This window comes from Cedecea sp. B1(4) (assembly GCF_059414925.1).
In genome coordinates, this window is record NZ_JCAHMZ010000006.1 from 533,921 (window position 1) to 560,115 (window position 26,195).

General features: G+C 54.6%; 23 protein-coding genes, 1 tRNA gene and 2 rRNA genes. 16 read left to right on the forward strand and 10 right to left on the reverse strand.

The features are described from left to right. Positions 1-81: 81 nt before the first annotated feature. The 7 genes from yhdP to csrD all read right to left on the reverse strand — a co-directional run bounded on the left by yhdP (position 82) and on the right by csrD (position 10,991). Positions 82-3,894, reverse strand: coding sequence for an AsmA2 domain-containing protein YhdP (gene yhdP, locus ACR6JA_RS15205; protein ID WP_494493800.1), 3,813 nt, complete (start codon positions 3,892-3,894; stop codon positions 82-84). A 206-nt stretch (positions 3,895-4,100) separates the two neighbouring features. Further along, positions 4,101-5,570: a ribonuclease G gene (gene rng, locus ACR6JA_RS15210; RefSeq protein ID WP_039288211.1), complete on the reverse strand. Its 1,470-nt coding sequence runs from the start codon at positions 5,568-5,570 to the stop codon at positions 4,101-4,103. Then, on the reverse strand, positions 5,560-6,153 hold the full coding sequence (locus ACR6JA_RS15215) for a Maf family protein (protein WP_008454898.1): 594 nt from the start codon (positions 6,151-6,153) through the stop codon (positions 5,560-5,562). Before ACR6JA_RS15215 ends, rng begins: the two co-directional genes overlap by 11 nt. An 8-nt stretch (positions 6,154-6,161) precedes the next feature. Then, complete coding sequence (mreD, locus tag ACR6JA_RS15220) at positions 6,162-6,650, reverse strand: rod shape-determining protein MreD (RefSeq protein ID WP_008454899.1); 489 nt, start codon at positions 6,648-6,650, stop codon at positions 6,162-6,164. Continuing rightward, entirely contained in the window at positions 6,650-7,636 is a 987-nt protein-coding gene (mreC, locus tag ACR6JA_RS15225; protein WP_008454901.1) for a rod shape-determining protein MreC, read from the reverse strand. Before mreC ends, mreD begins: the two co-directional genes overlap by 1 nt. A gap of 64 nt (positions 7,637-7,700) precedes the next feature. Then, on the reverse strand, positions 7,701-8,744 hold the full coding sequence (gene mreB, locus ACR6JA_RS15230; RefSeq protein WP_000913396.1) for a rod shape-determining protein MreB: 1,044 nt from the start codon (positions 8,742-8,744) through the stop codon (positions 7,701-7,703). Between the two features lie 306 nt (positions 8,745-9,050). Further along, positions 9,051-10,991 (reverse strand): RNase E specificity factor CsrD, encoded by a 1,941-nt coding sequence (csrD, locus tag ACR6JA_RS15235; RefSeq protein ID WP_494493801.1) that lies wholly within the window; start codon positions 10,989-10,991, stop codon positions 9,051-9,053. A 207-nt stretch (positions 10,992-11,198) separates the two neighbouring features. Here csrD and acuI point away from each other — a divergent pair, with 207 nt between their 5' ends. From acuI to ACR6JA_RS15315, 16 genes are all read left to right on the forward strand, one after another. Further along, a complete protein-coding gene (acuI, locus tag ACR6JA_RS15240; RefSeq protein ID WP_213715421.1) occupies positions 11,199-12,173 on the forward strand; it encodes an acrylyl-CoA reductase (NADPH) in 975 nt (324 codons plus the stop codon). 113 nt (positions 12,174-12,286) lie between these two features. Further along, positions 12,287-13,291 carry a protein-methionine-sulfoxide reductase catalytic subunit MsrP gene (gene msrP, locus ACR6JA_RS15245; protein WP_061276105.1) on the forward strand — a complete coding sequence of 335 codons (1,005 nt, stop codon included), beginning with the start codon at positions 12,287-12,289 and terminating at the stop codon, positions 13,289-13,291. After that, positions 13,292-13,891 (forward strand): protein-methionine-sulfoxide reductase heme-binding subunit MsrQ, encoded by a 600-nt coding sequence (gene msrQ, locus ACR6JA_RS15250; protein WP_494493802.1) that lies wholly within the window; start codon positions 13,292-13,294, stop codon positions 13,889-13,891. A gap of 231 nt (positions 13,892-14,122) precedes the next feature. Beyond that, the gene (gene aroQ, locus ACR6JA_RS15255; protein ID WP_008454912.1) at positions 14,123-14,575 is read left to right on the forward strand and encodes a type II 3-dehydroquinate dehydratase; all 453 of its coding nucleotides are present in this window, start codon (positions 14,123-14,125) and stop codon (positions 14,573-14,575) included. Between the two features lie 22 nt (positions 14,576-14,597). Next, a complete protein-coding gene (gene accB, locus ACR6JA_RS15260) occupies positions 14,598-15,077 on the forward strand; it encodes an acetyl-CoA carboxylase biotin carboxyl carrier protein (protein ID WP_008454913.1) in 480 nt (159 codons plus the stop codon). A gap of 10 nt (positions 15,078-15,087) precedes the next feature. Beyond that, positions 15,088-16,434 carry an acetyl-CoA carboxylase biotin carboxylase subunit gene (gene accC, locus ACR6JA_RS15265; RefSeq protein WP_008454915.1) on the forward strand — a complete coding sequence of 449 codons (1,347 nt, stop codon included), beginning with the start codon at positions 15,088-15,090 and terminating at the stop codon, positions 16,432-16,434. 113 nt (positions 16,435-16,547) lie between these two features. Further along, entirely contained in the window at positions 16,548-16,790 is a 243-nt protein-coding gene (locus ACR6JA_RS15270) for a YhdT family protein (protein ID WP_008454917.1), read from the forward strand. Further along, positions 16,780-18,234 carry a sodium/pantothenate symporter gene (gene panF, locus ACR6JA_RS15275; RefSeq protein ID WP_494493803.1) on the forward strand — a complete coding sequence of 485 codons (1,455 nt, stop codon included), beginning with the start codon at positions 16,780-16,782 and terminating at the stop codon, positions 18,232-18,234. Before ACR6JA_RS15270 ends, panF begins: the two co-directional genes overlap by 11 nt. 11 nt (positions 18,235-18,245) lie before the next feature. Further along, positions 18,246-19,130: a 50S ribosomal protein L11 methyltransferase gene (gene prmA / locus ACR6JA_RS15280; protein ID WP_172744700.1), complete on the forward strand. Its 885-nt coding sequence runs from the start codon at positions 18,246-18,248 to the stop codon at positions 19,128-19,130. 371 nt (positions 19,131-19,501) lie between these two features. Continuing rightward, positions 19,502-20,467 (forward strand): tRNA dihydrouridine synthase DusB, encoded by a 966-nt coding sequence (gene dusB / locus ACR6JA_RS15285; RefSeq protein ID WP_213715417.1) that lies wholly within the window; start codon positions 19,502-19,504, stop codon positions 20,465-20,467. 23 nt (positions 20,468-20,490) lie between these two features. Further along, positions 20,491-20,787, forward strand: a complete 297-nt coding sequence (gene fis / locus ACR6JA_RS15290) for a DNA-binding transcriptional regulator Fis (RefSeq protein ID WP_000462905.1) — start codon at positions 20,491-20,493, stop codon at positions 20,785-20,787. 291 nt (positions 20,788-21,078) lie between these two features. Then, a complete protein-coding gene (locus ACR6JA_RS15295) occupies positions 21,079-21,300 on the forward strand; it encodes a putative periplasmic lipoprotein (protein ID WP_039288243.1) in 222 nt (73 codons plus the stop codon). Between the two features lie 298 nt (positions 21,301-21,598). Then, positions 21,599-22,624 (forward strand): amino acid ABC transporter substrate-binding protein, encoded by a 1,026-nt coding sequence (locus tag ACR6JA_RS15300; RefSeq protein ID WP_494493804.1) that lies wholly within the window; start codon positions 21,599-21,601, stop codon positions 22,622-22,624. Between the two features lie 71 nt (positions 22,625-22,695). Next, positions 22,696-23,877 carry an amino acid ABC transporter permease gene (locus tag ACR6JA_RS15305; RefSeq protein WP_494493805.1) on the forward strand — a complete coding sequence of 394 codons (1,182 nt, stop codon included), beginning with the start codon at positions 22,696-22,698 and terminating at the stop codon, positions 23,875-23,877. 9 nt (positions 23,878-23,886) lie between these two features. After that, complete coding sequence (locus tag ACR6JA_RS15310) at positions 23,887-24,990, forward strand: amino acid ABC transporter permease (RefSeq protein WP_494493806.1); 1,104 nt, start codon at positions 23,887-23,889, stop codon at positions 24,988-24,990. Positions 24,991-24,998: 8 nt separating this feature from the next. Next, complete coding sequence (locus ACR6JA_RS15315; RefSeq protein ID WP_039298264.1) at positions 24,999-25,757, forward strand: amino acid ABC transporter ATP-binding protein; 759 nt, start codon at positions 24,999-25,001, stop codon at positions 25,755-25,757. A 98-nt stretch (positions 25,758-25,855) separates the two neighbouring features. On the opposite strand, the gene rrf (ACR6JA_RS15320) is transcribed toward ACR6JA_RS15315, so the two are convergent. From rrf (ACR6JA_RS15320) to rrf (ACR6JA_RS15330), 3 genes are all read right to left on the reverse strand, one after another. Next, positions 25,856-25,971 (reverse strand): 5S ribosomal RNA (gene rrf / locus ACR6JA_RS15320). Between the two features lie 38 nt (positions 25,972-26,009). Continuing rightward, positions 26,010-26,085: transfer RNA gene (locus ACR6JA_RS15325), tRNA-Thr, on the reverse strand. A gap of 14 nt (positions 26,086-26,099) precedes the next feature. Beyond that, positions 26,100-26,195, reverse strand: a 5S ribosomal RNA gene (gene rrf / locus ACR6JA_RS15330); the annotation flags it as partial.

Genomic DNA, 26,195 nt, shown 5'->3' on the forward strand with positions numbered 1-26,195 from the left:
CGCTACTCTTATTGCTTATCGCCTGTTTGGCGAGGAATGGTTTATTTATGGAGCTTGCGGCAATTAACCGCTAACGTCAAATCAGTGAGCTTCGCTGGTGCGCGGCTGCCGCAGCACTTCATCAATTTTCGGTTTATCTACCGGGCCGGTAATGCTGTAGCGCAGCACCGAGATTTTGCTCCACAGCGGGCCAAGCACTTTACTGGCGGCAAACACCGCGGCACCGATTATCGGGTTAACCGCAAAAGCAGTAGCCACGCCCACTGTCGCGGAGATTTCAGGGGCAACGACCGCTTCCATATTTAGCTCGCGACGGACTAAGTCCACCGAGCCTTTCATCGCGATATCCGCCTCAAGCCCGTCAACCAGCGTGTCGTCAGTATGTAATACGCCATCTTTTATCCAGGCGGTGCTGCGAATCGAGTCGTAGTAGAATCCGCTGCCAAAGGTATCGCTAAAATCGAAACGGAGTTTGCGAAGCAGCGCGTCAAAGCTGACCAGACGCAGAAGCTGGCCCGCATGGCCCGTGCTGACGTCGGTAATTTGCCCTTTCCCCAGCTTGGTATGCAGAATACCGTTCAGCGAAGCTTCATCCGGCTTCCAGGGCACCGCCCGCCAGTGCAGGTCATAATCAACGTCGAAAGAAGAGCCCTGCAGCGGCGTTTTCACTCCAAAGAAGTTCGCGGCCGCATCGAGCTTCTCGCCCTTCAGCTTGCCTTTCAGGGAAGTACGTTCGCTGCCGGGCTTATTCACCCATTCACCGTCGGCGGTGAGGCGAGCAAAGCCGGTATCAATCAGCCCATTGGCCAGCCGCAGCGTATCGCCATTAATGGTCACATCCCCATCGATACGGCCATATTTCTGTCCCCACAGCCAGCACTCCGCACAGCGCAACTGCACATTTGGCCAGCCCCGGAAGCTAAGCGTATCGCCGCTTTCCGGGACCTGCAGCGTCTCCGTTCCGTTTGCACCACTCGGGAGAACGCTCCAGTTCGGGTTGAAATAAAGATACTTAACGCTGGCCTGCCAGGGCGCGTTGTTCTTCATGCTCAGCGAGGCATTAATTTCACGCCCCTGGGCCTCAACCTGCGTGCCGTTCATCTCCGGGCGAGAAACCAGGCTCAGGTTATGCCATTGCTGGCCCGCCAGCGTTAATGCCGGGGTCCGCAGTGTCACTGCGGACGGGAAGACGGCAGATCCCCCAACGCTGTCCGCCGCGCCTTCACTGAAGAGCGCCAGCCACTGAGCGCCGTCCATTGCAGGGAGATCGAGTTCCAAGCCCGGTTGCTCTGGCAGAGGCGGCACAGTTTTACTGTCTGTCGCCCAAATAGCCCGGTCGAGGGTGAGTTTCTTATTCAGCAACCAGCGGCTGGAGAAGTGATTGAGCGCGCCTGCATTGCCCGTGAGATCGAAGCTCTTTAAATCGCCCTTAACGGCGATATTCAGCGGCAGCGCTGCCCCGGATTTTTTATCTACAGGCGCAGGTAAGTGACTGCTCACATTCTTCAGATCGCCCGCCAGATTGACCTTGTAACTGGCACTGCCGTGATAAGGCAGCGTAATACCCACGTCGCCTTTCCACGCGATGTTCCCGCTGAGCGCGTCGTTGACCTGCTTCGGCAACACACCGGTTTTATTGGGCTGCCAGTCGCCGCTCAGGTTGACGCCAATCTGATAGTCTTTATCGCCAGTTTTGGTGTTGAAGTTCAGGCTCACCGGCTGATTAAACCAGCTCGCGCTCATCGCTTCACTCTGCAGGTCACCGTTGGTAAAGCTGAATTTGCCGCTCAGATTATGCAGCGTACTGTTCAGCGGTTTGATCAGCAGCGTGTTGTTGTTCAGCCGCACATCGCCTTTGGCCGTTGTCATTTCACCAGTGAGAGGAATATCCAGATGTAAGCGGGCATTCACATCGCCGCCAATCTGGAGTTCATCCAGCGCGGCAGCCAGGGAATCATCCAGCGGCGTATCTTTGAAATAAGGCCCTACCGCATTGCCCGGGCCATTGATGTCGGCATCTATCAGCAGCTTTTCTTTGGCATAATCGGGGATGTTTGCCGTCAAGTTAGTGGCCGTTACACCGCCCAGCTTGACCGACTTGCTGTTCATCCACAGCCCGTTATTGATGAAATCTAGCGTGATATCGAGGTTTTCCAGCGCAGGCCAGTCCGGCTGGAAAGCAAATTTTGCGTTACGAAGCGGGACGTAGACCTCAAACTGGCCTTCGTTGTGCTCGTAGGGGAAAAGATGTGGGTTGCCGCCGTAAACCAGCGTGGCGTTATCGGCCTGGCCACCCTGAATCGCCGAGCTGAGATAATCCGTCAGCTCTTTACCCATCAGGTTTTCCGGAAAGTAGCGCCAGGCGTCCGCACCGTTATCGGTGCTAATGCCCGCCAAAATTCCCAGCCACGGATCGCCGCTGGCGGGCTGGAAGTAGCGGAAATCGCCACGCGCCCAAACGGAGCGAGCCTTAACGTCGATATTCTTGCCGTCTAGCTGGAAGCCGTCTGCGTTTTTCTGCCAGGCAAGCGTCGCTACGCCTTTCTCAATCTCAAGCGGCGCGCGGAAGACGGTTTCATAAGGCATTTTTGCGTCGGTTATTTCGGCATTAAGCTGCCCGTTTGCGACGCTGCCGGTCACCGACCCTGAGAAGTGCTCCGCGCCAGGCAACAGTTTCCACTGCTTCCAGCTCACATCTTTCCACCGGGCCTGCATACGAGTCAGCTCGGTTTGCTGGAGTGGAATGTCCAGCGCCAGCACGTCAATGTGGCCCTGAGGCTGCAACGAAGTCCAGATATCCCCCAGCTGCGGCGAAATTTTGGCGGCAATCGGCAACAGGCCATTAAACCTGTCCAGTTCCATATTGCTGGCGCGTACGCGAAGTTCATCGCTGCGCTGGCTTTGTTTCCCGCCTACATCCTGCGGGGCTACCCAGGCCACAGAGAGCGAGCCTTTCGGCCACGCCTGGTCATCCAGCGTGATATTGGTAGAAGGGACGGAGATCTGCCAGCTGGATTTCTCCCGGCTGACCTGAGCGGTAAGATTATCGACCGAAAGCGAGTGCGTCACGCTACCGGAACCTGGCCAGCTTGCCCCGCCTTTTTTCAGCCAGATGCTGCCGCCGCTGATATCCCCTTCTTTCACGTCCATCCAGGCTTCAAGGCTAAAACGGGCGCTTTTCAGGTCGACATTGTCTTCCATCCAGCGGCCCAGCCAGGGCTTCACGTCTACATCATCTGCCTGCAGCCAGACCTTGCCGTTGTTCAGAATCCCGTTTTCATCTCGCAGATCCATACGAACGTTGGCCACGCCGTGCTGGCCGTTAAAGCTGGACAGGCTGACCTGGCCTTCCGCGCGGTGGCGGTTTTTACCGTTAAGCCAGGTCAGCTGAGGAATAGAAAGTTCGGCTCGCTGGCCGGAGAGCGTCAGGAAGCTAAGGGAGCTGTCGCGAAGATCGAAGTGATCGAACTGACGAAGGAAAAGATCGCTGATTTTGTCCGCTTCCAGCGTACCATCTCCGCCGTTCTGGCTGAGCGGCGTGTTGGTACGCATTTGCAGCTGATAGAAGGTCAGGTCGCGAAACTGCCAGCGAGCGTGCAGCAGGCTTTGCCAGACATCCAGCGCCAGCGTAACGCGTTTGATACTCAGCGTGCCGCCATCTTTGAGGCCGGCCTTAACGTCGCGAACATCAAGCGTGGGGCCAAAATTCTCCCAGCTTGCCTGTAAATTACTGGCTTCCACCGGCACACCGGTGGCGGCTTCAATCTTATCCAGCAGCGCGGGCCGCCAGGCATCCAGGTGCGGCAAAACGAGCCGCAGGCCACTCACCAGTAGCGCGACGATAACAACCAACGTTACGCCTGTGAGCAGCAGAATGCCGGGCAGTCGCCTCACCTTTCTCTCCTTGTCAGCCTTACGGGCAAAATGCGCATCCGCGCATTTGAGGTTGCTGACAAAGAGGGAAAAAGCGTGGTTTTTCCCTCTTTGTGATTATCAGCCGAAAATCAACGAATTGATTTTCCTGTTTTTTTTGACTAAACGTCTGGTATTTCTTCTATGACCAGAGGTTTGTCAGTCGTCTGCAATGCGCATTCGCGCATTTACATCATCACGACGTCGAACTGTTCCTGATTGTAGAGCGGTTCAATCTGAACTTTGACCTGTTTACCCACAAAGATTTCTACTTCAGCCAGCGCGTGAGACTCTTCGCTTTTCAACGCCTCGCCCACCGCAGGAGAAGCATAGACCAGGAAACGGTCGGAATCGTAGGCATGATGCACACGAACGATTTCACGCATAATTTCGTAGCAAACCGTTTCCACCGTCTTTACGGTGCCGCGACCGTGGCAGGTCGGGCATTCGTTGCACAGCACATGCTCTACGCTTTCGCGCGTGCGCTTACGAGTCATCTCAACCAGGCCGAGCTGGGAGAAGCCGTTAATGCTGGTCTTCACGCGATCTTTGCTCAGCGCCTGCTCGAGAGAATGCAGCACGCGGCGGCGGTGATCTTCATTACTCATATCGATGAAGTCGATGATGATAATGCCGCCCAGATTACGCAGCCGGAGCTGGCGCGCGATGGCCTGAGTCGCTTCAATATTTGTATTAAAAATTGTGTCGTCGAGATTGCGATGGCCCACGAACGCGCCGGTATTAATATCCACCGTGGTCATCGCTTCGGTCTGGTCAATCACCAGATAGCCGCCAGACTTCAGTTCCACCTTACGCTCCAGCGCACGCTGGATTTCATTCTCAACGTCGTAGAGATCGAAAATCGGCTGGCGGCCGCTGTAATGCTCGATTTTGCTGGTCATCTCCGGCATGTACTCGGCGGTAAATTCCAGCAGCATTTCGTAAGTCAGGCGGGAATCAACGCGAATTCTGTCCAACGCCGCGTCGGCAAAATCACGCAATACGCGCTGGGCCAGCGCCAGTTCACCGTACATCTGGTAGCGGGTTTGATTGCGTTTTTTACGCTCGCTGACCTTGGTCCATACGCGCTTCAGGTAAGCCGCATCAGAGGCTAAATCTTCTTCACACACACCTTCCGCAGCGGTACGAATAATGAAGCCACCATGCTCATCGCAATACTCATTCACGATACGCTTCAGGCGGTCGCGCTCGGCTTCGCTTTCGATACGTTGGGAAACACCCACGTGAGAAGCGCCGGGCATGAAAACGAGGTAACGGGAAGGAAGCGTGATGTCGGTGGTCAGGCGCGCGCCTTTGGTGCCCAGCGGATCTTTGACCACCTGCACCATTAAATCCTGTCCCTGGCGAACCAGTTCGGCGATGTCGCGCACGCTAAAGTTCTTTTGCTCCTCACCGGCGACGCACTCGGTGTGCGGCATAATGTCAGAAGCATGAAGGAATGCCGCCTTGTCCAGGCCAATATCTACAAACGCCGCCTGCATTCCAGGCAACACCCGGCTAACGCGACCTTTGTAGATATTCCCTACTATTCCGCGGCGCGCTTCGCGCTCAATATGAATTTCTTGCAGTATGCCACCGTCAATATAGGCCACCCGCGTCTCTGATGGGGTAACGTTGACTAATAGTTCAGCCGTCATCTTTTCCTCGTCCGTCACGCAGCGCGTGAAAATTGCTCAGCAACTCACCAGTTTCCACCAGCGGTAATCCCACCACTGCATGATAACTGCCATTAATCCTTTTAACGAAACAGCCACCAAGCCCCTGAATGCCGTAAGCTCCGGCTTTGTCCATAGGTTCACCGCTGGCAATATAATCGGCAATATCCTGTTCGGATAAGCGGCGGAACGTCACATCGGTCACCACCAACGCTTCCAGCACCTGACTGGCGTCGGCGATAGCAACTGCCGTCATCACCTGATGCTGATTGCCTGAGAGCAAACGTAGCATCTGTGCGGCATGCTCTGTATCCCGTGGTTTTTCCAGCACTTCGCCGTTAAAGATAACGATTGTATCCGCACCCAGTACAGGCAAATCTTCGGCGGCCATAGCCACTCCGGCCTGCGCTTTTTCGCGCGCCAGACGGCGAACGTACTGCTCCGCGCTTTCATGCGGCTGCCGCTGTTCTTCAATGCCAGGCACGAGGCGCTCGAAAGAAACGCCCAGCAGGGTCAGAAGCTCCTGACGGCGAGGCGAACCGGATGCCAGATACAACGTAGTCATGTTTACCTTTATTGCACAGCGAATTGCTGGCGAACTTTGCGCATTAACAGGAAAATCCAGGGCCACAGGATACCGTTAACTACACTACTCCAGAACACTTCCGGTCTGAAAGAGACGTTGATCACTAAAAATTCTGACCAGAAAACAATGATGTCTGTGACCAGCGAGAGCAGCATGACAACCAGCGCCTGCTGCCAAAGGGCGAGGTTACGGAAAAGCTGGTATTTCAGCGCCACCAGGTAAGCCACAATACTCAATGATAGAGCACGCACGCCGAGCGTGGAGCCGCTAATCAAATCCAGTATGGCGCCCACAATAAAACCCGTCCCGACGTTAACGCGGTGCGGCAGGGCTAAAATCCAGTAAAGCAGAATCAACAATACCCAATCCGGCCGGTAAAACTTGAGGTCATCCGGCCAGGGCATGACCTGCAGTAGCAGGGCAATCAAAAATGAAAGCCAGATAACCCAACGGCCCTGGCTGCGATAACTTCCCACTACTGTGCTCCCGTAGCAGGCTGTGTGATACCGGTTGCTGGCGCTGGGACCGGCGCAGGAGGGCCCATTGAACCCGGCGGCGGTAGAACCTGAGGCATCATCTGCATCAGGCGCTCATTGGCCACGCGGTGGACTTCCTCTGGCGGCATTGGCGACGAACCGTTTTTATCCGCGCCCCAAAGCAGCAACAGATAGCGCAGACGCTGCAGACCGGCGGTAGGACGAGCCTGAATCACGGTATAGGCGCGCTGGGTATCCAGCTTAACGGATGACACAACGCCAACCGGGTAGCCTTCAGGGAAGCGGCCGCCAAGACCAGAAGTCACCAGCACATCGCCGACACGAATATCGGTATTGGCCGGCAGATGCTCCAGCTGCAGATCGTCCGTGCAGCCGTTACCGGCGGCGATCACGCGGATATCGTTACGCAAGACCTGAATCGGCAGCGCGTGAGTGGCATCGCAGATCAGCAGCACCCGGCTGGTCAGCTTCGCGACTGCGACAACCTGGCCGACAACGCCTTTATCACTGATAACCGGCTGACCTTCGTACACGCCGTTCACGCTGCCCTTGTCGATCACCACCTGATCGCTGTACGGATCGTTAACGGTGGAGATGACCTGGGTCACCATTTTTTGTTCATCCTGACGCAGCGGGGAACCGAGCAGCTCGCGCAGGCGCGCGTTCTCCTGCCGGTATTGACCCAACATCAGCAATTCACTGTTTTTCAGGATTAACTCCTGACGCAGAACCCGATTTTCAAGTTCAAGCTGGTCGCGCGAGGCCAGCGTTTGAGACACGCTGTCGAGTAATTCACGGGGACCATTAGAGACAAAATAGAAAGGACTGACGGCTGTATCCATGTATGTTCGAATCTGGCTGAACATACCGAGGCGACTGTCGGCGATAATGACACCAAGCGCCACCAGCACCGCCAAAATAAGGCGAATCTGTAGCGACGGGCCACGGCTAAAAATTGGCTTCATAGGCTATGCGTATTCCCAAACCAGCAAGCAGGGGCAGCGCAAAGCTCCCCCTGGCCTGTGGCTGTTACTCTTCGCTAAACAAGTCGCCGCCGTGCATGTCGATCATTTCCAGTGCCTTGCCGCCGCCGCGGGCAACACAGGTCAGTGGATCTTCTGCAACTACTACCGGGATACCCGTCTCTTCCATCAGCAGGCGATCGAGGTTACGCAGCAATGCGCCACCGCCGGTCAGAACCATACCGCGCTCGGAGATATCGGATGCCAGCTCTGGCGGGCACTGTTCCAGCGCAACCATCACCGCGCTAACAATACCGGTCAGTGGCTCCTGCAGTGCTTCGAGGATTTCGTTAGAGTTCAGGGTGAAGCCGCGTGGCACACCTTCAGCCAGGTTACGGCCGCGAACTTCGATCTCACGCACTTCATCGCCCGGGTAGGCAGAACCGATTTCGTGTTTGATACGTTCCGCGGTCGCTTCACCAATCAGTGAACCGTAGTTACGGCGCACATAGTTAATGATAGCTTCATCGAAGCGGTCACCGCCGATACGTACGGAAGAGGAATAAACCACGCCGTTCAGGGAGATAACGGCCACTTCGGTGGTACCGCCACCGATATCCACAACCATGGAGCCGGTTGCTTCAGATACCGGCAAGCCTGCGCCAATTGCCGCAGCCATAGGTTCTTCAATCAGGAACACTTCGCGTGCGCCTGCACCCTGTGCGGATTCACGAATAGCACGGCGTTCAACCTGGGTAGCACCTACCGGCACACAAACCAGCACGCGCGGGCTTGGGCGCATGAAACTGTTGCTGTGAACCTGTTTGATAAAGTGCTGCAGCATTTTCTCAGTCACGAAGAAGTCAGCGATAACGCCGTCTTTCATCGGACGAATAGCCGCGATATTGCCCGGGGTACGGCCCAGCATCTGTTTAGCATCATGGCCTACGGCCGCAACGCTTTTTGGCGAGCCGGCGCGGTCCTGGCGAATGGCCACAACGGAGGGCTCATTCAGTACGATGCCTTGTCCTTTCACATAAATCAGGGTATTCGCAGTACCCAGGTCAATGGACAGGTCATTGGAAAACATGCCACGAAATTTTTTCAACATACTAAGGGATAATCCTGAAAGCTGGGGCGGATACAAAATCCGCTTACTTTACCAACCACACGCTACAGCGACAAGGCGCAAAAATGTTCTGCAACGGTGAAAAATAGTGCAGTTCACTACGGCTGTAACACTTTTGAAACGTCTTCCTACATGGCGTTCAGAAATGCGGCAAACGCGGTAGAATAAACGAACAGCTAACAGCAGCAAACCGGTTCATAACGGCTGCGACAATCTGGCCGGCAGGCTGACTAGCCCCCTTGAGATGCAGCGCGCGTTATTCTACGTGAAATAATGGCAAACGGCAGGTTAAACCGAGTATCTTTGTGAATATTTTTTCACATTACTGTCAAGCGGCTGAGATGCGGCGATAAAATCGCCCTGCGCCCCCGCAACCCCGTTATCAATCAGCGTCTGCCACTCGCCGCGGGTCCTCACTCCTGTGGCAAAAACATGGATTCGCGTCCCGTTACAGGCTTCAACCAGGCTCTTCACAAAAAGCTGGTTTTCGGTACGCTTGCCGATGTTTCTGACCAGACCCGGATGCAGCTTAATTAACTCCACATCCAGCTCTTTTATATAAGTTGTGCTGACGACCGTTAATCCCGCCTGGATAATCACAACCCTTGCCCCTAACGCAGTGATCAACCTTACAACATGTTGTAATCGGCTGATGTGTTGACAGACATCTGCCTCAGCAAGTTCAAAAATAATCCGTGCGCGCTTCGATTTTTCGCACTGCATCAGCGAATCACGCAGCCAGCGCTGGAAAGGGGCGCGGATCAGCGAGTCAACGGTAATTTGAATGGCAAGGGTTTCTTCCGGCCAGAAGTTTAGCAGCGGCAACAGCCTGGACACGATCTGCCGATCATATTGTTCGGATAAACCAAATTGCCTGACCATCGGCATGTATTCAGCCGACAAAACTTCCTGCTCACCGTCGAAGATACGGCACATGATTTCACGGTGGTGAACCACCCCATGCTTATCAACCGCGGGTTTCTGGTAAAAGCGCGGGCCGCCCTGCTTGAGTACCTGCTCAAGCAAAGTGCGCCATTTCACGTTGCCCCGACCCTGTTCCGGGAGCTTGTCGTCGTAAACAGACCAGCTGTTGGCCCCCTGGAAAGCGGCATTGCGGGTCGCGATTTCCGCATGCTCCATGACCTGCTCTTTTGTTTGCCCGCTGCGCCACGCGCAAATGCCAATGTGCAGCATATCGCTGCGATCAACCATACGGGTTGACGGCAGCGCATCCACGGAATTGAGGAGTTGGCTGGCGATACCATCCGCTTCTTTCAGCGTACGGTGCGGCAGCAATACCGCAAAATCACTGCGGAAATAGCGGGCTAATAAAGCGCCAGGGTAGCGCATCACAAAGGTCGAGAGCAGGTTAACCAAAGTGAATAAGTATTCTTCAACCGGGCCATTGCCCCATGTCTCTTTTAATAGCTCGAAATCAGGCAGGCGAATCATCATCACCACGCCGTGAGTGCCGACTTGCTCCTGGCCTTCCAGCAGCGTGGCCAGTTGGTTATCAAAGAACAAACGGTTATTGAGGCCGGTTTTAATGTCCTGGGCGGCAAATGCCCTGATGAGGGTATCCACGCGGCTTCGCTGCTCGCTGGCGCTTTGCAGGTCCGAAAGTAGAGTATCCATTGCGCTGCTCACCAGCGGCGGCCATTCATGCACGGAACCACGCACTTCTGCCCCTCGCTCCCCGCTAATGATTTTTCCGGCTCTGATTTCCAGCAGCTCTTGCCCGGAAAGCTGTCGTCTCAGCCAGCGCCCGGCCAGGAAGAGCACCACCAGCATAAAAGCGACCGCCGCAGTTAATGGTGTCGTGGTAAACATGGCGTGATAATAGACAGCAATCGGGTCGAGATAAGTCAGCTGCAGCGTCATGCCTGGGTGCTTCATCAACGCGACGTTAATAGTGCGGTAGGTATATTGCGTCCCTGCCGGGCGATAGCCTTCGGGTAAAACGTGCTGGAAGAGGTAAGTTTTATCCGCCATCAGGCGAATTTCGGTGATATCCACCGGTATCATCAGCTCGCTAAAGTGATCCACAAGAGCCTGGGGCGAGCGTGAGACAAGCTGGTTATCAATGATGGTGACAACAGCCATAATGCGCTGCTGAGTTTTGTCGTGAACAGAGTTATAGAAACTTAGCAGACACCCAAAGAGCGTAACGAAAATCGCAAGCCCGGTTAAAAGGGTAATAAAGGCTGAAAGTTTCGTCGTTAATCGCATCCCTGTGTTAACTCCGGTTAGTGAAAATTAACCACACTCATCATGGGCCCCAAACGAGGAAGCATTAAATAGCAAAGGCCGACCTCAGGCAAACGAAACCCCTCGGGAATTTCTGAGCATTTATTGCGTCAGGTCGGCTCTTCACATCAGTATCGGAGTATAGTCTGCTAAGATTTTTTTCCCATTGCTACCGACCGAGGAACGCCCATGCAGGCATTAATCCTGGAACAGTCCGAAGGCCAAACCCTGGCCGCGGTAAAAACGATCGACTACCACGCGTTGCCAGAAGGCAACGTCACCGTGGAGATTGATTACTCCAGCCTGAATTACAAAGACGCGCTGGCCATCACCGGCAAAGGCAAAATCATCCGTAATTTCCCGATGGTGCCGGGCATCGACTTTGCTGGCAAAGTGCTCACCAGTGAGGACACTCGTTTTCAGCCAGGCCAGGCGGTGCTGCTCACCGGCTGGGGCGTTGGCGAAAACCATTGGGGCGGCCTGGCGGAAGCCGCACGGGTAAAAGGTGACTGGCTGGTTGCAATGCCCGAAGGTTTAGATGCGCGCAAGGCGATGATAATCGGCACGGCCGGTTTTACCGCGATGCTCTGCGTGATGGCACTTGAAGACGCAGGTGTGACGCCAGAAAGCGGCGAAATCGTCGTCACTGGCGCAAGCGGCGGCGTAGGCAGCACCGCCATCGCGCTGCTGCACAAACTGGGCTATAAGGTGGCCGCCGTATCCGGCCGCGAAAGTACGCATGATTACCTTCGCAGCCTCGGTGCCGACCGTATTCTTGGCCGCGATGAGTTCGCCGAAACCCGTCCGCTGGAAAAACAGCTCTGGGCCGGTGCCATTGATACCGTCGGCGATAAAGTGCTGGCGAAAGTTCTGGCGCAAATGAACTACGGCGGCTGCGTGGCGGCCTGTGGCTTAGCCGGTGGCTTCGCGCTACCAACCACCGTAATGCCGTTTATTCTGCGTAATGTTCGCCTGCAGGGTGTGGATTCCGTCATGACGCCGCCGGATCGCCGCGCGGCCGCCTGGGCACGCCTCGTGAAAGACTTGCCGGATGCCTTCTACCAGCAAGCGACGACCGAAATCGGCCTGGCAGAAGCGCCAAAGTACGCCAGCGATATCATTAATAACGCCGCTCAGGGCAGAACCCTGGTAAAAGTGCGTTAAACCTTGCCCGAGGAGCGACGCCCTGTCGCTCCTCAAATTTCAATTTTTCGTGACATATTCGCCGGAACGCTTTCTCTCGGTCATGCTTAGGCTATCGCTACGAGGAGAACGTCATGAAAAAGGTCACCCGGCTCACCGAAGCCGACGTTACGCCAGAATCCGTGTTTATGATGAAGCGCCGCCAGGTACTGAAAGCTCTGGGCATCAGCGCTGCCGCACTGTCACTCCCTCAGACAGCCAACGCCGATATTCTGTCCTGGTTCAAAGGTAACGATCGCCCCCCGGCACCTGCCGGCAAACCGCTGACGTTCACTAAGCCAGAAGAGTACCAGGCCAAACTGGCCCTGACCCCGGAAGACAAAGTCACGGGATACAACAACTTCTATGAATTTGGCCTGGATAAGGCCGATCCTGCCGCTAACGCCGGCGGGCTAAAAACCGATCCCTGGCAGATTAAAATCAGCGGCGAAGTGGCTAAACCCATGACGCTCGATCACGATGACCTCTATAAGCGTTTCCCGCTGGAAGAGCGCATTTACCGCATGCGCTGCGTTGAGGCATGGTCGATGGCCGTCCCCTGGATTGGCTTCCCGCTTCACAAGCTGCTCGCTATGGTTGAGCCCACCAGCAACGCAAAATACGTTGCCTTTGAAACGCTTTATGACCCGGAGCAGATGCCGGGCCAAAAGGACCGGTTTATCGGGGGTGGGCTGCAATACCCTTATGTAGAAGGATTGCGGCTGGATGAAGCGATGCATCCGCTCACGCTGTTAACCGTGGGCGTTTATGGTAAAGCTTTGCCACCGCAAAACGGCGCACCGATTCGCCTTACGGTGCCGTGGAAATATGGTTTTAAAGGCATTAAATCGATTGTCAGCATAAAACTGGTGCGCGAACTGCCGCCTACGACATGGAACCTTGCCGCACCAAATGAATATGGTTTCTACGCCAACGTAAACCCGCACGTTGATCACCCTCGCTGGTCACAGGCTTCAGAACGCTTTATTGGCTCGGGCGGCGTGCTGGACGTTAAGCGCCAGCCCACCCTGCTGTTCAACGGCTACGCAGACCAGGTCGCCTCGCTGTATCGCGGCCTGAATCTGAAGGAGAACTTCTGAGTGCGCCTGACGTTAAAACAGATTACCTGGCTGAAAGTGGGGCTTCATCTGGCCGCTTTCCTACCCTTCGTCTGGCTGTTTTACGCTGCAAGCCAGGGACTTTTCAGCGCCGACCCGGCAAAAGACATTCAGCACTTTACCGGCAGAATGGCGCTCAAACTGCTGCTGGCGACGTTACTTGTCACGCCACTCGCGCGTTACGCTAAACAGCCGCTATTGATTCGTACTCGCCGCCTGTTGGGCGTGTGGTGCTTCGTCTGGGCGACGCTGCACCTCACCAGCTATTCCCTGCTGGAGCTGGGGATCAGCAATCTTGGCCTGCTTGGCCAGGAACTGGTGTCCCGCCCCTATCTTACGCTGGGCATCATTTGCTGGATTATCCTGCTGGCCCTGGCCGTGACGTCGACCCAGCGAGCACAGCGTTTTTTGGGTGCCCGCTGGCAGAAACTGCATAACTTCGTCTATCTGGTCGCGATCCTCGCGCCGATTCATTTCCTCTGGTCTGTTAAGATTTTGTCCCCTCAGCCCTTGCTTTATGCGCTGGTCGCGATCATTCTTCTTGCGCTTCGCTACAAGAAGTTTCGCCAGTGGTGGCGCTAGCCGCAAAGCGTGTGCTTCTCCGCAGAATAAACATCGATCGGTATCCTTAACTGGATATCGGTTGATCATCTTCCCTGATAAGACCAGTATTTAGCTGCCAAATGCTACGAAATCGTTATAATGTGCGACTTCGGTTTTTTCTGACGACCATTTTCGGTTCGAAAAGGTGACAACCGGAAAACTTAGGTATATTTTGTAAATTGCCTACTAATCGCAGGAGATGGCAGCACGATGTCGGGTGAATTTCACATTTTGCTTTTGAATGGCCCTAATCTAAACATGCTGGGCACCCGGGAGCCGGAGAAGTACGGCCACCAGACGTTAGCAGAAATTGTTAACACGCTTGAGGCGGAGGCAACCAGCCTTGGCGTGACGCTCAGTCACCTGCAATCTAACGCCGAATATGCGTTGATTGACCGAATTCATCAGGCCAAAGACACTGTCGACTTTATCCTGATTAATCCGGCCGCGTTCACGCATACCAGCGTCGCGCTGCGCGATGCGTTACTGGCGGTGGATATCCCGTTTATCGAGATTCACCTCAGCAATGTGCACGCGCGTGAACCGTTCCGCCATCATTCCTATCTATCAGATAAGGCCATCGGCGTGATCTGCGGATTAGGCGCTGACGGCTATTCATATGCTTTACAGACGGCGGTAAAACGCCTGTCAAAATCCATCTAAACAAAGAGTACGGAACCCACTCATGGATATTCGTAAGATTAAAAAACTGATCGAGCTGGTTGAAGAATCAGGCATCGCTGAACTGGAAATTTCTGAAGGCGAAGAGTCTGTACGCATCAGCCGCTCCCCGGCAAACGCTGGTTTCCCAATGATGCAACAGGCTTACGCTGCGCCAATGTACCAGCCGCAGCCACAGCCGGGTCTGGCTCAGGCCGTTGCACCAGCCGCAACCCCAGCAATGGAAGCCCCTGCAGCTGCTGAAGTCAGTGGTCACATCGTACGTTCCCCAATGGTCGGTACCTTCTACCGTACCCCTAGCCCGGATGCCAAAGCGTTTGTGGAAGTGGGCCAGAAAGTTAACGTGGGCGACACCCTGTGCATCGTTGAAGCAATGAAAATGATGAACCAGATCGAATCAGATAAAGCCGGTGTGGTGAAAGCAATTCTGATTGAGAATGGTCAGCCGGTAGAATTTGACGAGCCGCTGGTCGTCATCGAGTAACGAGGCGAACATGCTGGATAAAATTGTCATCGCCAACCGCGGCGAGATTGCACTGCGTATTCTTCGTGCCTGTAAAGAACTGGGCATCAAGACTGTCGCTGTGCACTCAAGCGCGGACCGCGATCTGAAACACGTATTACTGGCGGATGAGACGGTCTGTATCGGCCCGGCTCCGTCCGTAAAAAGCTACCTGAACATCCCGGCAATCATCTCTGCGGCGGAAATCACCGGCGCGGTAGCGATTCACCCGGGTTACGGCTTCCTGTCAGAAAACGCCAACTTTGCCGAGCAGGTTGAGCGTTCCGGCTTTATCTTCATCGGTCCGAAAGCTGAAACTATCCGCCTAATGGGCGACAAAGTTTCCGCGATCACCGCGATGAAAAAAGCGGGCGTACCGACGGTACCCGGTTCTGACGGCCCACTGGACGGCGACATGGATAAAAACCGTGCCCATGCAAAACGCATCGGCTACCCGGTGATTATCAAAGCCTCCGGCGGCGGCGGCGGTCGTGGTATGCGCGTAGTGCGCAGCGACGCGGAGCTCGAGCAATCCATCAACATGACCCGTGCGGAAGCCAAAGCGGCTTTCAACAACGACATGGTTTACATGGAGAAATACCTCGAGAACCCACGCCATATCGAGATTCAGGTTCTGGCCGACGGCCAGGGGCACGCTATCTATCTGGCTGAACGTGACTGCTCCATGCAGCGCCGCCACCAGAAAGTCGTTGAAGAAGCACCAGCCCCGGGCATTACGCCTGAGCTGCGTAAATTCATCGGCGACCGCTGCGCCAAAGCCTGTATCGACATTAACTATCGCGGCGCAGGTACCTTTGAGTTCCTGTTCGAAAACGGCGAGTTCTATTTCATCGAAATGAACACCCGTATTCAGGTAGAACACCCGGTTACCGAAATGATCACCGGCGTTGACCTGATTAAAGAGCAGCTGCGTATCGCAGCCGGTCAGCCGCTGTCCATCAAACAGGAAGACGTTCACGTTACCGGCCACGCGGTGGAATGCCGCATCAACGCCGAAGACCCGAACACCTTCCTGCCAAGCCCGGGCAAAATCACGCGCTTCCACGCGCCTGGTGGTTTTGGCGTGCGTTGGGAATCGCATATCTACGCCGGTTACACAGTACCGCCGTACTACGATTCAATGATTGGGAAGCTCATCTGCTACGGCGAAACGCGTGAAGTGGCTATTGCCCGCATGAAAAACGCCCTGGCAGAACTGATTATCGATGGCATCAAAACCAATATCGATCTGCAGACCAAAATCATGAACGACGAAAACTTCCAGCACGGTGGAACAAACATCCACTATCTGGAGAAGAAACTCGGTCTTCAGCACTAAGTTTCCGTTGAACATGTCGACAAAAGGCCGGATTTCCGGCCTTTTTCTTTTTTTATCCTCCGACAGGATGGATGCGTTACAATCCCCGCTTTCTGCGAACTCAAGGGACAAAAATGGACAACCGTTTTGTTCAGGCCCATAAAGAAGCGCGCTGGGCGCTCTGGCTGACCTTGCTCTATCTTGCCGCATGGTTAGTGGCTGCTTACTTACCTGACAATACACAGGGGATCACCGGCTTGCCGCACTGGTTCGAGATGGCCTGCCTGCTGGTGCCGCTACTTTTTATCCTGCTTTGCTGGCTGATGGTGAAATACTTATTCCGCGACATTCCTCTGGGGGATGACCATGCAAAATGAAGTGATTGCCGTGCTGGTTATCTACCTGATCGCGGTCTTTGGTCTTTCCGTTTACGCCATGCGCCAGCGTACTTCCGGTACCTTTTTGAGTGAGTATTTTCTCGGTAGCCGTTCGATGGGCGGCTTCGTGCTGGCCATGACGCTCACCACCACCTACATCAGCGCCAGTTCGTTTATCGGTGGCCCGGGTGCAGCCTATAAGTTCGGCCTGGGCTGGGTGCTGCTGGCCATGATTCAGATCCCGACGATCTGGCTTTCTCTGGGGATCCTCGGGAAGAAATTCGCTATCCTGGCACGCCGCTATAACGCCATCACGCTGAATGACATGCTACAGGCTCGCTACCAGAATCGGGCCGTCGTCTGGATTGCCAGCATTAGCCTGTTGGTCGCGTTTGTTGGCGCGATTGCCGTCCAGTTCATCGGTGGCGCGCGGCTGCTGGAAACCGCCGCAGGGATAAAGTATGAAACTGGCCTGCTGATTTTCGGGATCACCATCGCGCTCTATACGTCCTTCGGCGGCTTCCGCGCCAGCGTGCTCAATGACACCATGCAGGGCATGGTGATGCTGATAGGCACCATCGTGCTGTTGGTCGGCGTGGTTCATGCCGCTGGCGGGCTGGGCAACGCGGTACAAACGTTAGAACACATCGATCCGAAACTCGTCAGCCCTCAGGGCGCGGGTGACATTCTGACGCCAACGTTTATGGCTTCCTTCTGGGTACTGGTCTGTTTTGGCGTGATCGGCCTGCCCCACACGGCGGTACGCTGTATCTCTTATAAAGACAGCAAAGCCGTGCACCGCGGCATCATCATAGGCACCATTGTGGTCGCAATCCTGATGCTGGGCATGCACCTTGCTGGCGCGCTGGGCAGAGCGGTACTCCCGGGCCTGACGGTGCCGGATCTGGTTATCCCTACGCTGATGATGCAGGTTCTGCCGCCCTGGGCCGCTGGGTTATTCCTGGCCGCGCCAATGGCCGCCATTATGTCCAACGTGAACGCCCACTTGCTGCAGGCCTCCGCGACGATCGTGAAAGACCTGTGGCTTAGCGCAAGTCCGACTAAAATTCATCAGGAGCGCCGCCTGAAGCGCATTTCCACCACCACGACGCTGGTGCTGGGCATTCTGATGATGCTGGCCGCCTGGCGACCACCTGAGATGATTATCTGGCTTAATCTGCTGGCCTTCGGGGGCCTTGAGGCCGTTTTCCTGTGGCCGCTGGTGCTGGGCCTCTATTGGGAGAAAGCGAACGCAGCAGGCGCGCTGAGCGGCATGATTGTCGGCGGCGGACTATACGCGGTGCTCGCCAGTTTTAGCCTGCAGCTTCTGGGCTTCCACCCGATTGTGCCTTCGCTCCTGTTCAGCTTGCTGGCGTTCCTGATAGGTAACCGTTTTGGTCGTGCCGTTCCGGAGCCCCTTCTTGTTTCCACTACTGATAAATAAAGAGTTTCGCCATGCCATGGATCCAACTGAAAATTAACACCACCGGCGGCAACGCTGAAAGCTTAGGCGATGCGCTGATTGAAAGCGGGGCGGTTTCCGTCACCTTCCAGGACACCCACGACACGCCGGTCTTTGAACCGCTGCCGGGTGAAACTCGCCTTTGGGGCGATACCGACGTTATCGGCTTGTATGACGCGGAAACCGACATGGAAGAAGTTGTCGCTATCCTCGAGCACTGCCCTTTGTTAGGCCAGGGTTTCCACCACAAAGTGGAACAGCTGGAAGATAAAGACTGGGAGCGCGAATGGATGGACAACTTCCACCCAATGCGCTTCGGCAACCGCCTGTGGATCTGCCCAAGCTGGCGCGATGTGCCGGATGAAACTGCCGTGAACGTGATGCTCGACCCGGGCCTGGCGTTTGGCACTGGTACCCACCCAACCACCTCACTGTGCCTCGAATGGCTTGACGGTCTGGATCTGGCGGGCAAAACCGTGATCGACTTCGGCTGCGGCTCCGGGATCCTGGCGATTGCCGCCCTCAAACTGGGGGCCGCAAAAGCTATCGGCATCGATATCGATCCACAGGCGATTCAGGCGAGCCGCGATAACGCCGAGCGTAACGGTGTTTCCGACCGGCTTGAGCTTTACCTGCCGAAAGACCAACCAGAAGTCATGAGCGCCGACGTGGTGGTCGCTAACATTCTGGCAGGCCCTTTGCGTGAGCTAGCGCCGTTAATCAGCGTGCTGCCGGTTGAGGGCGGTTTCCTTGGCCTTTCCGGCGTTCTGGCAAGTCAAGCCGAGGGTGTGTGTGAAGCTTATGCCGATAAGTTCACGCTTGACCCGGTTGCGGAAAAAGAAGAGTGGTGCCGTATCACCGGCCGCAAGCACGGCTGATGAAAATAACGGCATACGGACACCGCGCCGTGTGCCGTTTTTAGCCAGTTTTAGTGAGTAAGCCGTATGTAAAAATGAGAGCTTGTTCGCATAAAAACCCCAAAACTGGCCACAAAAACAGCGGTTTATCTGGTGAAAATAGCCTGTTGGACAGCATATTTCTGCTAACTTTCAGGAAAATTTAAAACAGCATGAAATAAACGAAAAATCCTAACTCGCTGATTAATTTAATTAATTACGTATTTTGGCCATGCTTGTTGCCGCTTCATTGATCTGTGACAGAGGATTGTTCAAAGTTTGGCCTTTCATCTCGTGCGAAAAATGCGTAATATACGCCGCCTTGCAGGCACAGTATGGTCATTTCTTAACTCATGCGCATCGGACACCACCAGCTCAGAAATCGCCTGATCGCAGCACCTATGGCTGGCATCACTGACAGACCATTCAGGACGCTGTGCTACGAGATGGGAGCCGGGTTAACCGTTTCCGAGATGATGTCCTCTAACCCAGAAGTTTGGGCGAGCGATAAGTCCCGTTTACGCATGGTCCATGTGGATGAACCGGGTATTCGCACCGTGCAGATTGCCGGCAGCGTACCGGAAGAGATGGCAGAAGCCGCGCGAATTAACGTGGCTAATGGCGCCCAGATTATTGATATCAATATGGGTTGTCCGGCAAAAAAGGTGAATCGTAAGCTGGCAGGTTCAGCGCTTCTACAGTACCCAAGTCTGGTAAAGGACATCGTGACGACGGTAGTGAAGGCAGTGGATGTTCCTGTGACGTTGAAAATTCGTACCGGCTGGGAGCCCGCGCACCGTAACTGTGTAGAGATTGCCAAACTGGCTGAAGACTGTGGGATTCAGGCTCTGACAATTCATGGACGCACACGCGCCTGTTTATTCCAGGGCGATGCTGAATACGACAGCATTCGGGCAGTTAAGCAGAAAGTTTCCATTCCGATCATCGCGAATGGTGACATTACTGACCCGCTTAAAGCCAGAGCTGTACTTGACTATACGGGGGCTGATGCCCTGATGATAGGCCGTGCGGCTCAGGGAAGACCCTGGATCTTTCGGGAAATCCAGCATTATCTGGACACTGGAGAGCTGCTGCCCCCCTTGCCTCTGGCAGAGGTGAAGCGCTTACTTTGCTCGCACGTTCGGGAACTGCATAGCTTTTATGGCGATGTAAAAGGTTACCGAATTGCTCGTAAACACGTCTCCTGGTATCTCCAGGAGCACGCTCCAAATGACCAGTTTCGGCGCACATTCAACGCCATTGAGGATACCAGCGAACAGCTGGAGGCGTTGGAGGCATACTTCGAAAATCTTGCGTAATGAAATAAAGAGCTGACAGAACTATGTTCGAACAACGCGTAAATTCTGACGTACTGACCGTTTCCACCGTTAACTCTCAGGATCAGGTAACTCAAAAGCCCCTGCGTGACTCGGTTAAACAGGCACTGAAGAACTATTTTGCTCAACTGAATGGTCAGGATGTGAATGACCTGTATGAGCTGGTACTGGCTGAAGTTGAACAGCCACTGTTGGACATGGTGATGCAATACACCCGCGGCAACCAGACCCGCGCTGCCCTGATGATGGGTATCAACCGCGGTACGCTGCGTAAGAAACTGAAAAAATACGGCATGAACTGATACTAATCAGTTAGTGTTGTGAAAAGGCGCGACTCGGCATGGGAAAGCGCCTTTTCTCTTTTCTGCACCCCGAATCTGACGTTTTTCCTCATCATTCATCGCTGCATCGCCCTTTCCTTCACTTTGTTTACACTTCACACGCTTTGCAATTATTCCCCGATCCTGTGGTCTGAGTCGCAGTGGTAAAATAGCCACATTCACACCGGTGCAGCATCCGTGAAAGCTTCGTACCTTTATGGGCACCTACGAGAGCAATCCCTGTTCCGGCGTTTGGTAAAACCGAGGTTCAAAATGACTAAATTCATCGCTGTCGCGTTGCTCACTACTTTTCTGGCTGGCTGTGCGACCGACTCCCCTTGCGTACCGGTCTATGATGACCAGGGGCGCCTGGTGCACACCAATACCTGTATGAAAGGCACCACCCAGGATAACTGGGAAACCGCTGGCGCGATTGCCGCCGGTACCGCTGCCGTGGCAGGCGTAGCCTTGGGTATCGTGGCACTCACCAAATAAGTTCTCCCCTCGACCAAAGCGCGAGGCTCTCGCGCTTTTTTGTTTCTTCTTCCTGCAACACCTGAATCATTTTGCTCTGAAATGCGCCGTTAGTTGCAGGCCTGCACTATTTCGGCGCATTTTTTTTGCCCATATCTTCATGGCTGCCTGCCTTCTTCTTCATAAAACGCCCCCGCAAAAACCTGGCATCCCCTTTGCTTTAAAGACTATGACTCGGGCATTTGCCACGAATACGGATCTGGCACCTCCCGGATGCCATTTCGCCAATAACGATAATTTTGCCACTCAGGATGCATTTATGAAGAAGATGATGATCGCCACTCTGGTCGCTACCGGCGCGCTGTTTGCGATGGCTAATCAGGCTCATGCAGGCACCACGCTGGATGCCGTCAAAAAGAAAGGCTTCGTGCAATGTGGAATCAGCGATGGTCTGCCGGGCTTTTCTTACGCTGACGGCAGCGGCAAGTTTACCGGTATCGATGTGGATGTTTGCCGTGGCGTGGCGGCAGCAGTCTTCGGCGATGCTTCTAAAGTCAAATACACTCCTCTAACCGCAAAAGAGCGCTTTACGGCGCTGCAGTCCGGCGAGGTAGATATTCTTTCCCGTAACACCACCTGGACTTCTTCCCGCGACGCGGGCATGGGGATGGTGTTCACCGGCGTTACTTATTACGACGGTATCGGCTTCCTGACACACAATAAAGCCGGCCTCAAAAGTGCGAAAGAGCTCGATGGTGCCACGGTTTGTATTCAGGCCGGGACCGACACAGAGCTGAACGTCGCCGACTACTTCAAAGCCAATAAGATGAAGTACACGCCGGTCACCTTTGACCGTTCAGACGAGTCGGCCAAAGCGCTGGAGTCCGGGCGCTGCGATACTCTGGCCTCAGATCAGTCTCAGCTGTACGCCCTGCGCATCAAGCTCAGCAATCCGGCAGAGTGGCTTGTGCTGCCAGAAGTCATCTCTAAAGAACCTCTGGGACCCGTTGTACGCCGCGGGGACGATGACTGGTTCTCCATCGTGCGCTGGACGCTGTTCGCCATGCTGAATGCCGAAGAGATGGGCATTAATTCTAAAAACGTCGACCAGATGGCCGCCAACCCTACCACGCCGGATATGGCGCACCTGTTAGGGAAAGAAGGTGATTTCGGCAAAGACCTGAAGCTGGACAACAAGTGGGCCTACAACATCGTGAAGCAGGTCGGTAACTACGCTGAGATTTTCGAGAGTAACGTCGGTGCCCAAAGCCCGCTGAAAATCAAACGCGGCCAGAACAACCTGTGGAACAACGGCGGGATTCAGTACGCCCCACCAGTTCGCTAAGCGACATACCAGAACAGGGCACTGCCCATTGCGGTGCCCCAGATTTATGTTCCTGTTACTGAGGTTTGCTTATGCGTCATCACCGCCCAGCCGTGAAGGCCGACTTATCTTTTTCTAACCCCTCGGTTCGCGCCTGGCTGTATCAAATCGTCGCCATCGCTTTTGTTATTGGCGTGGCGGTTTATTTGATTCACAACACCATTACCAACCTGGACAGCCGCGGTATTACCTCCGGTTTTGCCTTTCTCGATCGCGCCGCCGGGTTCGGCATTGTCCAGCATCTTATCGACTACGATCAGGGAGATACCTACGGCAAAGTCTTTGTTGTTGGGCTGCTGAATACCCTGCTGGTGTCTGTTCTCTGTATTGTATTCGCGACATTTATCGGCTTCTTTGTGGGCCTTGCACGACTCTCTGATAACTGGCTGGTGCGTAAACTCTCTACCTTTTATATTGAGACGTTTCGCAACATCCCCCCGTTGCTGCAAATTTTCTTCTGGTACTTTGCCGTGCTGCGTAATCTGCCGGGCCCACGCCAGGCTCTGGATGCCTTTGGCCTGATGTACTTGAGCAATCGCGGGCTGTCCCTTCCGGCTCCGATTATGGGGGAAGGTCTGCTGGCATTTGCGGTTGCCATTCTGTGCGCACTGATCGTTTCTGCGGGCCTGTATCGCTATAACAAAATGCACCAAATGAGAACCGGGCAGATTCGTCGCACCTGGCCCGTGACGATCGCGTTGATCGTTGTGCTTCCGCTGCTGGCGCATTTGATCTTCGGGGCAGCCCTTCACTGGGATATTCCAGCTCTGCACGGTTTCAACTTCAGCGGTGGGATTGTACTTATCCCTGAACTGGCTGCTTTAACGCTGGCGCTGTCGGTTTACACCTCGGTCTTTATCGCGGAAATCATCCGCTCAGGTATTCAGTCCGTCCCCTTTGACCAGCATGAGGCGGCTTTGTCCCTGGGTCTGCCTAAGCAGGTGACGCTTCGCCAGGTGATTGTGCCCCAGGCGCTGAGAGTCATCATTCCGCCGTTGACCAGCCAGTACTTGAACATCGTCAAAAACTCTTCCCTGGCAGCAGCCATTGGTTATCCGGATATGGTGTCTTTGTTTGCCGGCAGCGTGCTTAACCAAACGGGCCAGGCTATCGAAACCATCGCTATCACGATGTCCGTTTATTTGCTTATCAGCCTGGTTATTTCGCTGCTGATGAACGTCTATAACCGCCGTATCGCCCTCGTCGAGCGTTAAGGAATGTCGATGACTAAAGTTTTAACGGCGCGCGACGCCCGCCAGGCAGGTAACCACCCGGAACGGGTCTGGCGCTGGATGCGTAAAAATCTCTTCTCCAGTTGGCTGAATACTCTGCTCACGCTGCTTTGTCTCGGGCTGATGTGGACGCTTATCCCTCCGCTTCTGAACTGGGCGGTTTTCCAGGCGAATTGGGTAGGTGAGACAAGAGCCGACTGTACTCAGGGAGGGGCGTGTTGGGTCTTTATCCACGACCGCTTCGGGCAGTTTATGTATGGACTTTACCCTCACGAATTGCGCTGGCGAATCAACCTTGCACTGATCATTGGGTTACTTTCCGTAGCCGCAATGTTCTGGAAGTCGCTTCCTCACCGTGGTCGCTATATCGCCGCCTGGGCCGTGGCCTATCCGCTCCTCGTTTGGGTCTTGATGTACGGTGGATTCCTGGGGCTGGACCGCGTGGAGACTCGTCTTTGGGGCGGATTAACCCTCACGCTGATCATTGCTTCCGTCGGCATCGCAGGCGCCCTACCGCTGGGTATAGTGCTGGCACTGGGCAGACGATCACGCATGCCGGTTGTGAGAATCCTTTCAATAATGTTTATCGAATTTTGGCGAGGTGTACCGCTGATCACGGTGCTGTTCATGTCTTCCGTGATGCTGCCGTTGTTTCTGCCGGAAGGCACCACCATCGATAAACTGATTCGGGCATTGGTCGGGGTGATTTTGTTCCAGTCAGCCTATGTGGCCGAGGTGGTTCGTGGCGGGCTGCAGGCTCTGCCCAAAGGGCAATATGAGGCAGCAGAGTCATTGGCGCTTGGTTACTGGAAAACGCAAGGGTTGGTGATTTTACCTCAGGCCCTGAAGTTGGTGATCCCGGGTCTGGTGAACACGATTATTGCGCTGTTTAAAGACACCAGTCTGGTGATCATCATCGGCCTGTTCGATCTGTTTAGTAGCGTACAGCAAGCCACTGTCGATCCGGCCTGGTTAGGCATGTCGACTGAAGGCTATGTCTTCGCCGCTATCGTCTATTGGATTTTCTGTTTCAGTATGTCGCGCTACAGCCAGCATCTGGAGAAGCGCTTCCACACCGGCCGCACGCCGCACTAAGGATTATGATGAGTAAAATGACACTGCAGGCTGCCGACACGATGATCACGTTGGAAAATGTGAACAAATGGTATGGGCAATTCCATGTTTTAAAAGATATTAATCTCAATGTGAAGCAGGGCGAGCGTATCGTGCTGTGTGGGCCATCAGGCTCCGGGAAATCAACGACTATTCGCTGTATTAACCATCTTGAAGAGCATCAGCAGGGACGTATTGTCGTTGACGGCACAGAGTTGAATGACGATCTCCGCAATATAGAAAAAGTCCGTACCGAAGTCGGCATGGTCTTTCAGCACTTTAACCTGTTCCCGCATTTAACGGTCTTGCAGAACTGCACCCTGGCTCCGATTTGGGTACGTAAGATGCCGAAGAAAGAAGCCGAAGCGCTGGCGATGCATTATCTCGAACGAGTACGAATCGCTGAACATGCGCATAAATTCCCGGGGCAAATATCCGGTGGCCAGCAGCAGCGAGTGGCCATTGCTCGCTCGCTATGCATGAAGCCTAAAATCATGCTCTTCGATGAACCGACGTCTGCGCTTGACCCGGAAATGGTGAAGGAAGTGCTGGATACCATGATTGGCCTGGCCGAATCCGGGATGACGATGCTGTGCGTGACTCACGAAATGGGGTTTGCGCGTACCGTTGCCGACAGGGTTATCTTTATGGACCGTGGAGAGATCGTAGAACAGGCACCGCCTGAAGAGTTTTTTGCCCACCCGAAATCGGAAAGAACGCGAGCTTTCTTGTCTCAGGTTATTCATTAAACGACAAAGGCCGCAGACGCGGCCTTTTTTATGCTGTTTTGCACATCTCTGAAAGCAGAAAACCCCGGCCTTTCGGTCGGGGTTTTGCTTTATTTGATGCCTGACAGTTCCCTACTCTCGCATGGGGAGACCCCACACTACCATCGGCGCTACGGCGTTTCACTTCTGAGTTCGGCATGGGGTCAGGTGGGACCACCGCGCTACGGCCGTCAGGCAAATTCTTTTCTACGTGCCGAACTTTAACCTAAAAAGTGGTGCTGATACCCAGAGTCGAACTGGGGACCTCACCCTTACCAAGGGTGCGCTCTACCAACTGAGCCATATCAGCACGCTTAATTTGATGCCTGGCAGTTCCCTACTCTCGCATGGGGAGACCCCACACTACCATCGGCGCTACGGCGTTTCACTTCTGAGTTCGGCATGGGGTCAGGTGGGACC

Coding starts and splice junctions, on each gene's coding strand:
- rng (WP_039288211.1), bottom strand. CDS start 5,570: ATGACGGCTGAACTATTAGTCAACGTTACCCCATCAGAGACGCGGGTG.
- ACR6JA_RS15215 (WP_008454898.1), bottom strand. CDS start 6,153: ATGACTACGTTGTATCTGGCATCCGGTTCGCCTCGCCGTCAGGAGCTT.
- fis (WP_000462905.1), top strand. CDS start 20,491: ATGTTCGAACAACGCGTAAATTCTGACGTACTGACCGTTTCCACCGTT.
- ACR6JA_RS15310 (WP_494493806.1), top strand. CDS start 23,887: ATGACTAAAGTTTTAACGGCGCGCGACGCCCGCCAGGCAGGTAACCAC.
- prmA (WP_172744700.1), top strand. CDS start 18,246: ATGCCATGGATCCAACTGAAAATTAACACCACCGGCGGCAACGCTGAA.
- ACR6JA_RS15315 (WP_039298264.1), top strand. CDS start 24,999: ATGAGTAAAATGACACTGCAGGCTGCCGACACGATGATCACGTTGGAA.
- csrD (WP_494493801.1), bottom strand. CDS start 10,991: ATGCGATTAACGACGAAACTTTCAGCCTTTATTACCCTTTTAACCGGG.
- dusB (WP_213715417.1), top strand. CDS start 19,502: ATGCGCATCGGACACCACCAGCTCAGAAATCGCCTGATCGCAGCACCT.
- accB (WP_008454913.1), top strand. CDS start 14,598: ATGGATATTCGTAAGATTAAAAAACTGATCGAGCTGGTTGAAGAATCA.
- panF (WP_494493803.1), top strand. CDS start 16,780: ATGCAAAATGAAGTGATTGCCGTGCTGGTTATCTACCTGATCGCGGTC.
- ACR6JA_RS15270 (WP_008454917.1), top strand. CDS start 16,548: ATGGACAACCGTTTTGTTCAGGCCCATAAAGAAGCGCGCTGGGCGCTC.
- acuI (WP_213715421.1), top strand. CDS start 11,199: ATGCAGGCATTAATCCTGGAACAGTCCGAAGGCCAAACCCTGGCCGCG.
- mreC (WP_008454901.1), bottom strand. CDS start 7,636: ATGAAGCCAATTTTTAGCCGTGGCCCGTCGCTACAGATTCGCCTTATT.
- mreB (WP_000913396.1), bottom strand. CDS start 8,744: ATGTTGAAAAAATTTCGTGGCATGTTTTCCAATGACCTGTCCATTGAC.
- ACR6JA_RS15305 (WP_494493805.1), top strand. CDS start 22,696: ATGCGTCATCACCGCCCAGCCGTGAAGGCCGACTTATCTTTTTCTAAC.
- ACR6JA_RS15295 (WP_039288243.1), top strand. CDS start 21,079: ATGACTAAATTCATCGCTGTCGCGTTGCTCACTACTTTTCTGGCTGGC.
- msrP (WP_061276105.1), top strand. CDS start 12,287: ATGAAAAAGGTCACCCGGCTCACCGAAGCCGACGTTACGCCAGAATCC.
- aroQ (WP_008454912.1), top strand. CDS start 14,123: ATGTCGGGTGAATTTCACATTTTGCTTTTGAATGGCCCTAATCTAAAC.
- ACR6JA_RS15300 (WP_494493804.1), top strand. CDS start 21,599: ATGAAGAAGATGATGATCGCCACTCTGGTCGCTACCGGCGCGCTGTTT.
- accC (WP_008454915.1), top strand. CDS start 15,088: ATGCTGGATAAAATTGTCATCGCCAACCGCGGCGAGATTGCACTGCGT.